Annotated in this window: 13 protein-coding genes and 1 pseudogene; 8 read left to right on the forward strand and 6 right to left on the reverse strand. The window is 35.9% G+C overall.

Going from position 1 to position 12,850, the window contains the following annotated elements:
- Window positions 1-181 precede the first annotated feature (181 nt).
- A complete protein-coding gene (locus DRF60_RS04440; protein WP_116010913.1) occupies window positions 182-766 on the reverse strand; it encodes a hypothetical protein in 585 nt (194 codons plus the stop codon).
- Between the two features lie 184 nt (window positions 767-950).
- Here DRF60_RS04440 and DRF60_RS04445 point away from each other — a divergent pair, with 184 nt between their 5' ends.
- Window positions 951-1,442: a DinB family protein gene (locus tag DRF60_RS04445; RefSeq protein ID WP_116010914.1), complete on the forward strand. Its 492-nt coding sequence runs from the start codon at window positions 951-953 to the stop codon at window positions 1,440-1,442.
- Between the two features lie 223 nt (window positions 1,443-1,665).
- Here DRF60_RS04445 and DRF60_RS04450 read toward each other — a convergent pair whose 3' ends face one another.
- Window positions 1,666-2,619 carry a helix-turn-helix transcriptional regulator gene (locus DRF60_RS04450; RefSeq protein WP_116010915.1) on the reverse strand — a complete coding sequence of 318 codons (954 nt, stop codon included), beginning with the start codon at window positions 2,617-2,619 and terminating at the stop codon, window positions 1,666-1,668.
- A gap of 99 nt (window positions 2,620-2,718) precedes the next feature.
- Between DRF60_RS04450 and DRF60_RS04455 the strand changes: the two genes are divergently transcribed.
- The gene (locus DRF60_RS04455) at window positions 2,719-3,288 is read left to right on the forward strand and encodes a Crp/Fnr family transcriptional regulator (protein WP_116010916.1); all 570 of its coding nucleotides are present in this window, start codon (window positions 2,719-2,721) and stop codon (window positions 3,286-3,288) included.
- A gap of 77 nt (window positions 3,289-3,365) precedes the next feature.
- Window positions 3,366-3,830: a carboxymuconolactone decarboxylase family protein gene (locus DRF60_RS04460; protein ID WP_116010917.1), complete on the forward strand. Its 465-nt coding sequence runs from the start codon at window positions 3,366-3,368 to the stop codon at window positions 3,828-3,830.
- A gap of 194 nt (window positions 3,831-4,024) precedes the next feature.
- Here DRF60_RS04460 and DRF60_RS04465 read toward each other — a convergent pair whose 3' ends face one another.
- The 3 genes and pseudogenes from DRF60_RS04465 to lptB all read right to left on the reverse strand — a co-directional run.
- Window positions 4,025-5,752: an ABC transporter ATP-binding protein gene (locus DRF60_RS04465; protein ID WP_116011083.1), complete on the reverse strand. Its 1,728-nt coding sequence runs from the start codon at window positions 5,750-5,752 to the stop codon at window positions 4,025-4,027.
- A 169-nt stretch (window positions 5,753-5,921) separates the two neighbouring features.
- Window positions 5,922-7,001, reverse strand: a complete 1,080-nt coding sequence (locus DRF60_RS04470; RefSeq protein WP_116010918.1) for a baeRF3 domain-containing protein — start codon at window positions 6,999-7,001, stop codon at window positions 5,922-5,924.
- A 1,048-nt stretch (window positions 7,002-8,049) separates the two neighbouring features.
- A pseudogene (lptB, locus tag DRF60_RS04475) lies at window positions 8,050-8,775 on the reverse strand (LPS export ABC transporter ATP-binding protein); the annotation flags it as partial.
- Window positions 8,776-9,013: 238 nt separating this feature from the next.
- On the opposite strand from lptB, the gene DRF60_RS04480 reads away from it, so the two are divergent.
- Genes DRF60_RS04480 through DRF60_RS04490 form a run of 3 tightly spaced genes read left to right on the forward strand, consistent with a single transcriptional unit; the run spans window position 9,014 to window position 10,315 of the window.
- The gene (locus DRF60_RS04480; protein WP_116010920.1) at window positions 9,014-9,307 is read left to right on the forward strand and encodes a TM2 domain-containing protein; all 294 of its coding nucleotides are present in this window, start codon (window positions 9,014-9,016) and stop codon (window positions 9,305-9,307) included.
- A 51-nt stretch (window positions 9,308-9,358) separates the two neighbouring features.
- On the forward strand, window positions 9,359-10,087 hold the full coding sequence (locus DRF60_RS04485; protein ID WP_116010921.1) for a hypothetical protein: 729 nt from the start codon (window positions 9,359-9,361) through the stop codon (window positions 10,085-10,087).
- 45 nt (window positions 10,088-10,132) lie between these two features.
- Window positions 10,133-10,315: a bacteriocin gene (locus DRF60_RS04490; RefSeq protein WP_116010922.1), complete on the forward strand. Its 183-nt coding sequence runs from the start codon at window positions 10,133-10,135 to the stop codon at window positions 10,313-10,315.
- 59 nt (window positions 10,316-10,374) lie between these two features.
- Here DRF60_RS04490 and hemB read toward each other — a convergent pair whose 3' ends face one another.
- Window positions 10,375-11,364, reverse strand: a complete 990-nt coding sequence (gene hemB / locus DRF60_RS04495) for a porphobilinogen synthase (RefSeq protein ID WP_116010923.1) — start codon at window positions 11,362-11,364, stop codon at window positions 10,375-10,377.
- A 118-nt stretch (window positions 11,365-11,482) separates the two neighbouring features.
- Between hemB and DRF60_RS04500 the strand changes: the two genes are divergently transcribed.
- Window positions 11,483-11,833 (forward strand): T9SS type A sorting domain-containing protein, encoded by a 351-nt coding sequence (locus DRF60_RS04500; RefSeq protein ID WP_116010924.1) that lies wholly within the window; start codon window positions 11,483-11,485, stop codon window positions 11,831-11,833.
- A 104-nt stretch (window positions 11,834-11,937) separates the two neighbouring features.
- Complete coding sequence (locus DRF60_RS04505) at window positions 11,938-12,849, forward strand: ABC transporter ATP-binding protein (RefSeq protein ID WP_116010925.1); 912 nt, start codon at window positions 11,938-11,940, stop codon at window positions 12,847-12,849.
- Window position 12,850 lies beyond the last annotated feature (1 nt).

Here is a 12,850-nt window from a genome sequence, read left to right on the forward strand (position 1 = left end):
TCTGAAAAAGAAAAATAGTAATAACTTTCTATTCTGTCTGAAAAAGTGATTAGTAGACATTAGAAATAAAAATGATTTCATTCCTTCTAATACATAGGTTTCAACAGGTTGAGATTGCTTCGCAAATGGCGCGCAATGACTATGTACAAAAAATGACCGGAAAAATCCGGTCACTCACAAATTATTTATTTACCTCTACATATTGTATGACGGTCTGGTTTTTAGGGTTATAGATTATTGTACTGTTGTAGGGCAACCTTTTCAGCTTATAATATTCTATATTCTTATCACTTTTAATATCTTCTAAGAAACTGGTGTCAAAAGTATTCTCGGGAAGAAATTTTGAGACAAAACTTATTTTGTCAATAATGCTTTGACCGTCTATTTTACGGGCTGTTTCATCTGACTTGTTTTCGTCGGAAGAAGGCTGCTTTTCCAGAAAAGGAAGCAGTATTGCGATATCCGATTTATATTTGAAAATATAGCCTTCGGAACCATTAGGAAATTTAAATTTCTTTCCGGTATCTTCGGAAACTACAGGTTTTCCACCATCAGGAAATACCTGGCTGAATTTTACATCCTGGGAATTCGTTAAGGAATTAATTGATTCGCTTACCGTTTTCTTCACCGTTTCTTCAACTGCCTGCTGAGCTTTCTGCTGTACAGTTTCGGTTGTTTTCTGAACGGTCTGATCAATTTTTTCTTCGATTTTATTACATGATATTAATAAAAGAGCAGAAATAACAGGCAAAATATACTTCTTCATTGTAAATTCTAATAGGGATCAATTACTTTTTTACCCATACACTTTCTCTCTAACGGAAAAACAGGTATAGATATTTCAGTAAAGAAATAAAATATTTTTTTTAATATCAAAAATCCTACTGACAAACTGTTGTCATAACCCTGTTATATCTTTGTATCAACAATAACAAATAAACAATACAATTATGACAACTACAGCAACAGCCACAAAACAATTCATGACATCTGATCAATTATTAGAGCACTGGCAAGGACACAGAAACCTGACAAGAAGAGTAATAGACGCTTTTCCTGAGAAAGAATTATTTGAATTTTCTGTAGGAGGCATGAGACCTTTCGCAAAGCTGGCGGTAGAACTGATCAGCATCGGAGGACCTGCTCTAAAAGGAATCGTGGACAAAAACATGGAGGCATACAATGAGGAAGGATTCAACCCAAAAACCAAAGAAGAACTTCTGAAAAAATGGGATGAAGAAACAGAAGTAATCAACCATTATTTCAGCCGGATTACTGAAGAGCGTTTTCAGGAAACCTTCAATTTATTCGGACAGTATGAATTCCCGGTATATCAGAATATTCTTTATTTCGTAGATAATGAAATTCATCACCGCGGACAGGGTTATACCTATCTGAGAGCATTAGGAATTGAGCCTCCTTTTTTTTGGGAGAGATTCTAGGATCATTAATGCCTTTGTTTAAACTGAAAATGATGATTCAACTCAGACAAAAAGAGGAAACGGCAGAATCATAGAACAAATCATTCAAATTATCCATCCATTAATTATAGACACCGCAGATTTATTGTTTTTGATTTGTCATTCAGTTAAGCAAAACTCTTATTCAATTATATAAATTTCTAAAACTCGGGCTTCACGAATGTGAAGCCCGAGTTTATGTTTTTTATTCCATTCTTTTTGAAATATTTTCCGCCAAGTTTCTGAGTTTTATTTTTAATGATTCCGGCTCTAAAATAGTTGCATAATCTGCAAAAGTGATCAGCCACCTCGGAAAACCTTCATCTATCCATTCTGTATCAAAGATCATTTCCATTCCATTTTCCGTTTCTGTTTCTTCAATAAATCCGTAATATCTTCTGGAATTTACAATATGTCCTATTATTTTTTTCTCAACTAAAAGCCTGACTCTGGTTTTCTCTCCGCTTGAATACTTTCTGTAATCATTGATCTGTCCGTATTCCTGGGAAAAAGGGTTCTGGGTTTTGAAAATCTGCTGGATCCTGTCGACACGAAACTGCCTGAAATCTTTTCTCATGGTACAGAACGCCATAATATACCAGTAATTGAATTCAAAGAAAATACCGACAGCTTCAATGGTTCTGTTCGTCACCCGGGAATCAACTGTTTTATATTCAATGATCAGCTGTGTTTTATCTGCAATACTTTCCAGAATAGTGGGTATCACATTTTTGATCGTATCACTTGTCTGTGGATGATGATTATAAACATCGATCTGTTTTTCAATATTCAGGATCAGGTTTTTATCTGAATTCCGAAGCACAGAGCGGACTTTCTCCATGGCCATCTGGTAATGGCTTCCAAGGCTTTGGTGAGAAAATTTCTGCATCAGCTTTTCCGCAGTGATGAAGCTCAACACCTCCTCTTTTGTAAACATAATAGGTGGTAGCTTATAGCCATCCATCAGGGAATAGCCGTTTCCAGCTTCACCTATAATGGGAATTCCGGCATTTTCCAGCGTTTTCACATCCCGGTAGATGGTTCGGATGCTTACATCAAATTTTGCAGCAAGGTCCTGTGCTCTTACGGTCGGTTTTGACTGTAATTGTGTGAGAATAGCCGTTACTCTGTCGAGTTTTTTAAGATAGTGATCGTTCATATTGTTATGGCAAATCTATCAATCTTTTTTGGTGTACAGAATATAAATTTAGGTGCTTTTTTATTATATTTAATTTCTTTATAAACAATATTGTTGAATATGAATTCTCCCCGCTTCACTCAAACCATTGAAAGTATTATAAAACCGGAACAATCTGTAATGGAAGCTCTGACATCAAATTTAGAAGCAAAAACTTACAGAAAAGGAGACTTTCTTTTAAAAGGAGATGAAACCTGCAGGTATTTTTATTTCCTTGAAAAAGGTCTGGTAAAGCTGTTTTTTGATAACGGAGATAAAGATTTTATTATGACTTTTTTTGCAGAAAATTCTTTTTTCACAGAACTGAATGGTTTTCTGACGGGTAATGCTTCAAAATATATGATGGTCGCACTGGAGCCATGTGAAGTGTTGCGTATACACAAAAATGTTATTGAGGAACTATGTAAGAAATACCATACAGCGGAAACACTTTTCAGTAAACTGTATTCAAAAGCTCCGATCAATATGATGGGACGGATCAGCGAAATGCTTGAGGACGACGGTAAAAAACGATACAACAATTTTCTGAAGCAAAGACCTGATCTTATCCAGCGAATCAGTCTTGGGGACATGGCAGATTATATCGGGATCACCCAGGTTTCTTTAAGCAGGATCAGAGCACAGAAATAGTTTTTTATCAAATGTTAAAAAATTCCGGAAAATTCCGGTCTACATTTGTGTCATAATTAATCAAAAAACAAATTATTATGTCACAAAGAATCAATGCATTTGCAATGGGAAACAAAGCTGTGAACGCTCTTCACAATATGGGCTTTCAGGTACAGCATTCATCACTGGACAGTTCATTTCTGGAACTTCTGTATTTCCGTGTTTCACAAATGAACGGATGTGCTTTCTGTCTGGATATGCACTCTAAGGAATTAAGAGCCAAAGGCGAAACTGAGCAACGAATATTTCTGGTAAGCGCATGGAGAGAATGCTCTTTTTACACAGACAGAGAAAAAGCCGGATTGCTTTGGGCTGAAAGCTTAACCTCTTTAAATGGTAAAGAAATCCCTGACGAAATCTATTCAGAAGTCAGCAGATATTTTTCTGAAACTGAAATGCTGGATCTTACCATGGCTGTGATTGCGATCAACAGTTACAATAGAATCAATATTGCTTTTGGAGCGGATGTGGGTACTTATCAGGTTGCTGAAAAAGCACAGTAAATTGATTGTATTTTTTTACGCAAAGTTTTTATGGTGAAAACTTTAAAATATGGAGTCTTACCATAAAACTTTGCGTTTAATCTCTGTTTAAAACCCTCAAAAGTTTACTATAGAAAAAAATATATTCTCTCGCTGATTGAGCAGATTTGGCAGATTCATTATTAATTAAAATCTGTATAGTCTGCTCTCTACTATCAGTTATCTTTAAAAGAATTTACCAGCTTATCCAGATTCAAGCTTCTGGCTGATGCATCAAAAATTTCGCGGTATGTACCATTCATTTGAACTAATTCATCATGAGTTCCGCTCTCCACTACTCTTCCTTTTTTCATCACATAAATAGTGTCAGAATCCAGAATCTGCGACAGTGAATGAGAGATAATAACCACGGTACGGCCTTCTTTGATGGCATCCAATGAATTTTTGATCTGTTCGGTAGCAATGGCATCCAGACTGGCAGTTGGTTCATCCAGGAAAATGATGGGAGGATCTTTCAGGAATAACCTTGCAATAGCAATTCTTTGCTGCTGACCACCTGAAAGCTGGGTAGCATCATGCTGATAACCATCCGGAAGATCCAGAATCTGATCATGAAGATAAGCTTTTTTTGACGCTTCCTGAATTTCCTCGAAACTGGCATTCATATCACCATACCGGATATTGTCTTCAATGCTTCCCTGAAAAATATGGTTTTTCTGTAATACCAGACCAAGATCACCTCTCAGAAAGGTATTATCATAATTATTTAAATTGAATCCATCCAGTAATATCTCTCCGGAATCCGGAAGGTAAAATTTACAGAGAAGATTGATTACCGTTGATTTTCCGGCTCCACTCAACCCTACTAATGCAGTAGTTTTTCCGTTCTCTATTTTCATGGACACATCGTGCAGGGCTTTTGTTCCGTTCGGATAGCTGAAATCTACATTTCTTAATTCAAAATTACCTTTGATTTCTTTTTCTACAAAAGTTCCGTTCGGTTCTTTTTCATCTTCTGCATTAAGGATCTCGAAATAGCCTTCAGCATAGATCATGGCATCATTCATATCGTCATAAATCCTGTGCAGCTGGCGTATAGGTGCTGATATATTGTTGAAGAGCATGATATGAAGCATGATCGCCCCAATGGTCATTTGCTGGTCCAGCACCAGATAAACAGTCAGAAGAATAATTAAAACCACACCGAACTGTTCGATGAATGTTTTTAAACCATCATAAATAAAGTTGGTTTTTCTGGTGAACATCTGGCTTTCCATCAGCTTCATCTGCAAATCATACTGCTTTTTACCTTCAAATTTTTCACGGACAAAACTTTTGATCACCATAATAGAATTAATCAGGTTCAAAAGTCCTGAAGTCTTTCTCTCCCTTTGGTTTCTAAGCTGGCGGCGCACCCCTCCAAGCTTTTTTGCCTGTAATGAACTTATATAGAAATAGATCGGAATAATGACTGTAGAAACCATTCCCACATATACATTCTGCATATACATGATGATCAGGGCGATAATGGCATTGGAAAAAAGCGGCAGTATATCAATGAAAAAATTTTGTACCAGCCTTGTCAGGCTTTCTATTCCGCGATCTATCCTAATCTGTAATTTTCCGGATTCATGATTTTCATCGTTAAAATAAGCAACTCTATACGTTAAAATTTTATCAATCGCTGATTGTGCCAACACCGAGCTGACATTGATTCTGATTTTCTCCCCATAAAATTTCTGTCCGAAATTGATAAAGATATTCAAAAGTTCCTTTCCCAATAAAATAATTGAAATGATAATAAGAATATGAATCCCCTCTGACATCGGATGCGGAAGATGGGTAAGCTTGGTGACCTCATCTACTGTATATTTCAGAACAATAGGGTTAACCTGTGCTGCCAGAGCTCCGAGAAAAGTAAGAGACAGTGTTCCGTAAATCATTAATCGGTAAGGTCTGATAAAGGGGACAAGCTGTTTATAAATTCCGAACAAAGTAACTGTCCTGTTAAAAGGTTTGCCCATTAGCTGCTGAATTGTAAGGTGGTAAATAACGAACAAAAGGCCGTCTCATTGTTGAGGCAGCTTCTTTTGTATCAAAAATAAAAGTTCTTTAATATCTTGTTTTCAAAACAACGCTTCCTAAATCAAAAAGTTCTTCCTGAGTGGTAAAATGTACCGTTCCATTTTTTGAAAACACTTCCCACGCTATCGTTGAGATAATGTCATCCAAAACGCCCGGTTCTTTAGAATCTTCTACATACTCAAAAGTACGATCATCGATCATTTTAACAGCTTGCTCAAAGTCTTGATGAACAACAAAAAGTTCTGCCCTTCCGTCAATAGCTGCCTGATAAATTTCCTGCAAGTCTGTTAGGACCTTTCCCAGAGGTACCGCTTCTTTGATTTCTTCAATTGCTGAAGCCCTTACTTTTTTTTGTTGAGCTTTGATGATTTCGTACGCTTGCTCTACAATATGGTGCTCCTCTGCTTCTGAATAATCTTTATTGTCGTGACCGATATAAATATTTGGCAGATCTGCTACTTCCAGAAGTTTACTGTAATTATCTTCTGTTGTGATAACTATGACATTTAATCCTGTCTTTTTATGAATTTCAACTACTGATTTGTCTACTCTGTTGAAGTATTCTTTAATCTGATTGTCTACCTGCTTTCCGTCACTTCTCAAGTCTGCATTTGCAATGTAGAAAGGATTTTTTGGAAAAGGAAATCCTTCCTCACGAATTTCTTTTGTAATACTGTCATTCAGTGCCTCAAATAATTTCGTACCATTTTGTGAAAGCAATAAGATTAAATATTCTTCACTTCTTCCCAATGCTTTTATAAGGGGGCGAACGGCAAATTTCTCATCAATTTCTACAGTATTTTCCCGAGTTTTCCAAGTTGATTTTACGATCTCTTCGGTGTCATTAGATAAAAAAATATGTAAACTTTCAAGATTATGATGATGATTAATTTTTTCGGAAATTTCACCTATTTTCTCCAAAACTTCGGACGCCAGTCTTTTTCCAAATTCATCTATAACCCTGTTTTCAGCTTCTTTCAGAAGATTCTTTAAAACAATTTCGTCCTGTTGATTTTCAGGATGAGTACGATGTGTGTTGAGAGAAATGGTAACACACGGCTTATTTTTTTCGTTTGCTAATTTTTGTAATGTTTCTTTTAATGCCATATTTATATGTTTTTGTGATTCATTTTCTTCTATGAGTATCCTAGCGCAAAACAGCTAATATCAATACAATAAGAAGCAGTTCAAACTGCATTGTAATAAATTTCACCATCACATCCTCCAAGTTTTGTATTATAAATACCATGAGAAAGATAATCAGCAGAATGTCAATAATCTTTTAATGTTTCATTTTAGTTTATTTTGATGGGTTGTACAATCTATATCTGAATTAATTTCTACTGATAGAGATTGGCTTTTACATGGTTCTCAATTGTATTCCAATTGAAAAGTAAGATAATCTTTTTTTTATATACTACCTAAAATTATATACTACCTAAAACTTTGTAGCCGGTTTTTTAATAAAATTACCTTTGCTGAAAATTATCTCATCGATATTTATAATTAAGACCTATTACAGTTCTGCAGAAGTATTATCTTTCTGGAAATCTTTCAAACTCTAAAAATGGTACGAATGAAACACCTACCAATTAATATAAGTGTAATAATTGGATTGTGATTTTTTTACACTATACTTTTTGTACAGATTATTAAAAAAATTGCCTACATAATAGAAATCCAATAGAACATTATAAATAACAAAACTCAAACCAAACTTTATATTTAATATAAATTATTAATTATTCAATATGTTTGATACATTAAAAAAAAACCATCATCAAAGAGACAATGGTTACGTTTAATTATTTTTTATGTATTACCCTTCAAAGACATATGTTGTAAGATAGTGCAGTTCTTTTCTGCTGGCTTCTTTGGACTCTGCTTCTGCCTGTTCCATAGAATATTGGGAATTAATTTCTTTTCTCTGGAAAACAAATGAGTTATTGGCATTCTTATCCACAATATCATTAAAGATATGCTCAATTTCAGAATTGGCAAGCGATGCGAAGCTGATGTCTTCGAAACCGTACATTAATCTTAAATCATCATACTGTCCGAAATGCTCATCTACAAATCCTTGGAACTGAGCTTTTGAATCAAAGTTACCTGCCCAGATATTATAGATGTACTTTTTCTTTTTCGGTTTGTCCAAAATACTCTGATACACAAAGTTTTCACCAAGATAGGCTTCTCTTACCTGCGGATCATTGGCAAGATCTTCCGGAAGTCCTTCTTTCAGAATTTTCCCTTCAAACATGATGTATGTTTTATTGGTAATGGCTAAGGTCTGCTGTACGTTGTGGTCCGTGATCAGGATACCGATATTTTTATCTACCAGGCTTCTTACAATTTTCTGGATATCTTCTACCGCAATTGGGTCTACTCCGGCAAAAGGTTCATCCAGAAGAATAAAATTAGGGCTTGTGGCAAGACAGCGTGCAATTTCTGTTCTACGTCTTTCCCCTCCCGAAAGAAGGTCACCTCTGTTTTTACGTACATGCTGCAGTGAAAACTCTTCTATCAGCTCATCACATTTAATCTGCTGCTCACGTCTTGAGAGCTTTGTAAGCTGCAAAACACCCATAATATTTTCTTCTACGGACAGCTTTCTGAAAATGGAAGCTTCCTGTGCCAGATAACCGATTCCTTTTTGAGCACGGCGATACATGGCATCGGTAGTGATCTCCTGTTTATCCATGAAAATTTTCCCTGAAGTAGGCTTAACCAGTCCTACGATCATGTAAAACGAAGTGGTTTTTCCTGCTCCGTTAGGACCAAGCAAACCAACAATTTCTCCCTGTTGAACCTGTACAGAAACGCCTTTTACTACTTTTTTAGGACCGTATTCTTTGATTAAGTTTTCTCCTCGTAAAATCATAGGAGCAAAGATAAAGTTTTTTTGAATTCAAATTTTAGATTATGAAATGTACCTGTGTAGTTTTTTAATCGGGCAGAGTTAATTTTGTATTGTTTTTTAGAATGAGCTTTATAAAGCTTCAACTTCACTCAGCATAAAAGTGCTGCAAAAAGTAATTATTTAAGCTGCTATCTGTAACTCTTAATGGTTTCGCCCGACGTATTGAAAAATCATTTTATTCATCACAAAGAAATTAACAATGGAAAATTACGGTTATACAAAAACAGAAGACACCCAAAATCAGCAGAATAATGTTCCTTACCGTTCGGAAAAGAAAATTCCGGCGGCGATATTAGGAATTCTTGTAGGCTGGCTGGCTTTGAATAAATTCTATCTTGGCTATACAAAAGAAGGCGTGATCCAGCTTGTCCTTAATATTGTCACTTTAGGGGCAGCTTCTATCATTCCTTTTATTGAAGGGATTTTATATCTGTTCATAAGTGATAAGCAGTTTGATGATACTTATGTTTATGGAAGAAAAGGCTGGTTGTAAGAATTATTTTATTTCCATAATTTTATACAACCAAATCAAGAATTAAATAATATGGAAAGTAATCAAGACCTGACAGATCTTCTTGCGCTGGATCTGGGTATTAATATTGTTGACAGAAGGCCTTATGCCAAGGAAATTTTCAAATGGCAGGATATGGACCTTCTTCCCCATTCATCTGCAGATACGCTGCTTTGCGAGATTTTCGAATGGAATGGGAGAAACTGGAGAACAACCGGAAATAATCTTATAGGATATCTCTTTTCGGGAGATCCCCTTAATAAGGTTAAAGAGCAACTGATCAATACGCCTAAGCATACTGCACTGATCCCGGATTTTGAATTCACAAAAGAGAGCATGGTTGAATATGGCCTTTCTCTTCCTTCTTTATTTAATATTGGGGTTAACGGAAACATTAAAAATGCTAAAAGCTTTTCAGTAAGGGTAAACGGCGTAACCAAATCCAGGGTAACCAACATTGATTCTCCGGGAATTGAAATTCTGAAAAATTATTCTTTGTTTACGCAAAGTAAATCTAAGACCTACAGAAAGAATATTAAGTTCAATTATCTGAGCACTTCCCTCTTTTATGCTGAAAGTGTAGAGATTTTTCTTGAAAAAGAATCGGGAGTTGGACTAGATGTGAGTTTCCAGACTCAGAATGTAGAAGTGGATGCTAAAATAGATACGGATACCAAGAAACATTTTGTTTTAAAATACTCTGGAAATCAGGCTCCTTTTGCTGCAAAATTCACTAAAGGAAAAGATTTCAATATTATGTGACAAATTTTTACTATTTTAGTTTCACTAACCTATAAAATATTTGTCATGAAAAAGTTAACGAAAAAAGAACTCAAGAACATCAATGGCGGAAATATCAGATTTCCTGATGCAAACGGTAATTGTCCTGCAGGATGGTACCTTTGCCCAACCAATGTCTGTGTCAATGACAACGGCGGAGAAAACCCAATAACGCCATCAAGCCCTTATTACACAGCTTGTTTCGGATAAAAAAAATAAAACACCTCAGTCTAGACTAGACTGAGGTGTTTTTATTTTATAACAACTTTCTATTTATTTAAAATCATTGCTGCTTCTTTCGCAAAATACGTAAAGATCATATCTGCTCCCGCTCTCTTGAAGCAGGTAAGACTTTCAATGATCGTTTTATCATTATCCAGCCAGCCGTTCTGTGCAGCTGCTTTTACCATGGCATATTCTCCACTCACATTATAAACCGCTATCGGAAGATCAATAGCTTCCCGAACTTTAGCGACGATATCAAGATAAGGAAGTCCTGGTTTTATCATAATAATATCCGCTCCTTCTTCAATATCTTTAAATACTTCGTTCAACGCTTCACGGGAATTGTGGAAATCCATCTGGTAGGTCTTTTTATCTTTCGGAATTTCCATATTATCTTTCGGAGCGCTGTCCAGAGCACTTCTGAAAGGTCCGTAGAAAGAGCTTGCATATTTTGCAGAATAACTCAGAATACCTACATCTGTGAATCCGCTTTCTTCCAGAGCTTCACGGATGGCCAACACTCTTCCGTCCATCATATCACTTGGTGCCACAATGTCAGCTCCGGCTTCAGCATGAGATACGGACATTCTTGCCAGTGCATCATTGGTAGCATCATTCACGATCTTTCCGTTTTCAATAATTCCGTCATGACCGTAGATCGAATAAGGATCTAAAGCGACATCAGGCATCACAATCATTTCCGGAACTGCATCTTTGATGGCTTTGATCGTCTGCTGCATCAGCCCGTCTTTGTTCCAGGCTTCTTTTCCTGTATTGTCTTTCAAATGTTCTGACACTTTCATGTACAGATTGACAGATTTTACACCCAAAGAAAATAACTCTTTACATTCTTTTACCGTTAAATCTATACTCCTCCTGAAAATCCCCGGCATCGACGGTATCGCTTCCTCTTGGTTTTCGCCCTCCATTACGAAGATCGGCATTACAAAATCATCAGTTGTAAGGATATTTTCTCTTACTAAACTTCTGATAGATTCATTAACTCTAAGTCTTCTATTTCTTGAATGTATCATTTTGGAATACTTTTTGAATAAGTTTCTACAAATTTACTACAACTTATATAAAAAACTATTGTATAGAATTGTAGAATTGTTTATTTTTGTTTTAATACATTCGAGAAATTATAATTTGATGAAAAAACTTTTACTTTTATTTCTATTTACGGGCGCTTTCGTTGGTTTTTCCAACAATATGCAGGCACAGCTGAGAGAGCCGGGTTTCATCACACAGAAGTCTGATGACGGTGTTTTGGTAGCTTACCCAAATCCTGCAAAAGATTTTCTTTTGATCAAAGCAAAAGATTCTGCATTAAAGATCAAGAGTGTTACCTTTTATTCAATTTTAGGAACGCAGGTAGCCAATTACTCTGTTAACATGAATTCTGGAGAAATCAATATTGAAAAACTGAAACCCGGAAAATATCTGATCCGCTATATTTTAAGCAATAATACCCAAAAGGTTACTCAAATTGTAAAACAATAAAATTAAATCCTGATAATCATCAGGATTTGTTCTTTTACATCAGTTCTGCCTTAATATTTCCGTAACTTTAAGGACTTTTTATACTCATTGTTAAAAACAATTTAATGCTTAAAGCTGAACATATCAGAAAGACCTATAGTACCGGGAAGAAAGTAGCATTGGATGATTTCAGCATCCATGTACCACAGGGTAGTATTTATGGTCTTCTAGGCCCGAACGGAGCGGGAAAAACTTCCTTCATCCGTATCATCAATCAAATTACACAAGCGGATTCCGGAGATGTATTCATTAATGGAAGCAAGCTTAATCCCAGCCACATCAGAGACATCGGTTATATGCCTGAAGAAAGAGGACTGTATAAGAACATGAGCGTAGGCGATCAGATTCTTTATTTCGGGGAACTGAAAGGAATGAACAAAAGTGATGCCCTAAACGAAGCCAAGAAATGGTTTGAAAAACTGAACATCGACCAATGGTGGAAAAAGAAACTTTCGGAACTTTCAAAAGGGATGGCACAGAAGATCCAGTTTGTGGTTACGGTTCTTCACCGTCCGCATCTTCTGATTCTTGATGAGCCTTTTTCAGGTTTTGATCCGGTAAATGCCAATTTAATTAAAGACCAGATCATTGATCTTAAAAATAACGGAACTACGATCATCCTTTCTACACACAGAATGGAAAGTGTCGAGGAAATGTGTGATTATGTCGCGCTGATCAATAACTCCAAAAAGATTATCGACGGAAGAGTTTTTGATGTGAGGGAAAAATTTAAGAAGAATATTTTCGGAGTTACTCTTTCTGAAGTGGATGAAACCAAATTTGAGAATTTCAAAAACAGCTATGATATTTTTAATTTCTCTCATGAAAATAATCTGGTTTCTTTTGATCTGAAAAATGAAAGCGGACAGAATGACATTCTTCTGGACCTTGTAAACGTAGGAAAAGTGAGATCATTCGATGAGAGAATTCCGAGCATGAATGAAGTGTTTATTAACGCCGTAAGTAACCATTCTTAAT

Origin of the sequence: Chryseobacterium elymi (assembly GCF_003385495.1) — a bacterium.
Classification (GTDB): Bacteria; Bacteroidota; Bacteroidia; order Flavobacteriales; family Weeksellaceae; genus Chryseobacterium; species Chryseobacterium elymi.

What these genes read in the sequence shown, in the direction of transcription:
- DRF60_RS04480 (WP_116010920.1), top strand. Translation starts at nt 9,014, where the DNA reads ATGGAAAATTACGGTTATACAAAAACAGAAGACACCCAAAATCAGCAG.
- DRF60_RS04445 (WP_116010914.1), top strand. Translation starts at nt 951, where the DNA reads ATGACAACTACAGCAACAGCCACAAAACAATTCATGACATCTGATCAA.
- DRF60_RS04505 (WP_116010925.1), top strand. Translation starts at nt 11,938, where the DNA reads ATGCTTAAAGCTGAACATATCAGAAAGACCTATAGTACCGGGAAGAAA.
- DRF60_RS04470 (WP_116010918.1), bottom strand. Translation starts at nt 7,001, where the DNA reads ATGGCATTAAAAGAAACATTACAAAAATTAGCAAACGAAAAAAATAAG.
- DRF60_RS04500 (WP_116010924.1), top strand. Translation starts at nt 11,483, where the DNA reads ATGAAAAAACTTTTACTTTTATTTCTATTTACGGGCGCTTTCGTTGGT.
- DRF60_RS04490 (WP_116010922.1), top strand. Translation starts at nt 10,133, where the DNA reads ATGAAAAAGTTAACGAAAAAAGAACTCAAGAACATCAATGGCGGAAAT.
- DRF60_RS04485 (WP_116010921.1), top strand. Translation starts at nt 9,359, where the DNA reads ATGGAAAGTAATCAAGACCTGACAGATCTTCTTGCGCTGGATCTGGGT.
- DRF60_RS04440 (WP_116010913.1), bottom strand. Translation starts at nt 766, where the DNA reads ATGAAGAAGTATATTTTGCCTGTTATTTCTGCTCTTTTATTAATATCA.
- DRF60_RS04450 (WP_116010915.1), bottom strand. Translation starts at nt 2,619, where the DNA reads ATGAACGATCACTATCTTAAAAAACTCGACAGAGTAACGGCTATTCTC.
- hemB (WP_116010923.1), bottom strand. Translation starts at nt 11,364, where the DNA reads ATGATACATTCAAGAAATAGAAGACTTAGAGTTAATGAATCTATCAGA.
- DRF60_RS04460 (WP_116010917.1), top strand. Translation starts at nt 3,366, where the DNA reads ATGTCACAAAGAATCAATGCATTTGCAATGGGAAACAAAGCTGTGAAC.
- DRF60_RS04455 (WP_116010916.1), top strand. Translation starts at nt 2,719, where the DNA reads ATGAATTCTCCCCGCTTCACTCAAACCATTGAAAGTATTATAAAACCG.
- DRF60_RS04465 (WP_116011083.1), bottom strand. Translation starts at nt 5,752, where the DNA reads ATGATTTACGGAACACTGTCTCTTACTTTTCTCGGAGCTCTGGCAGCA.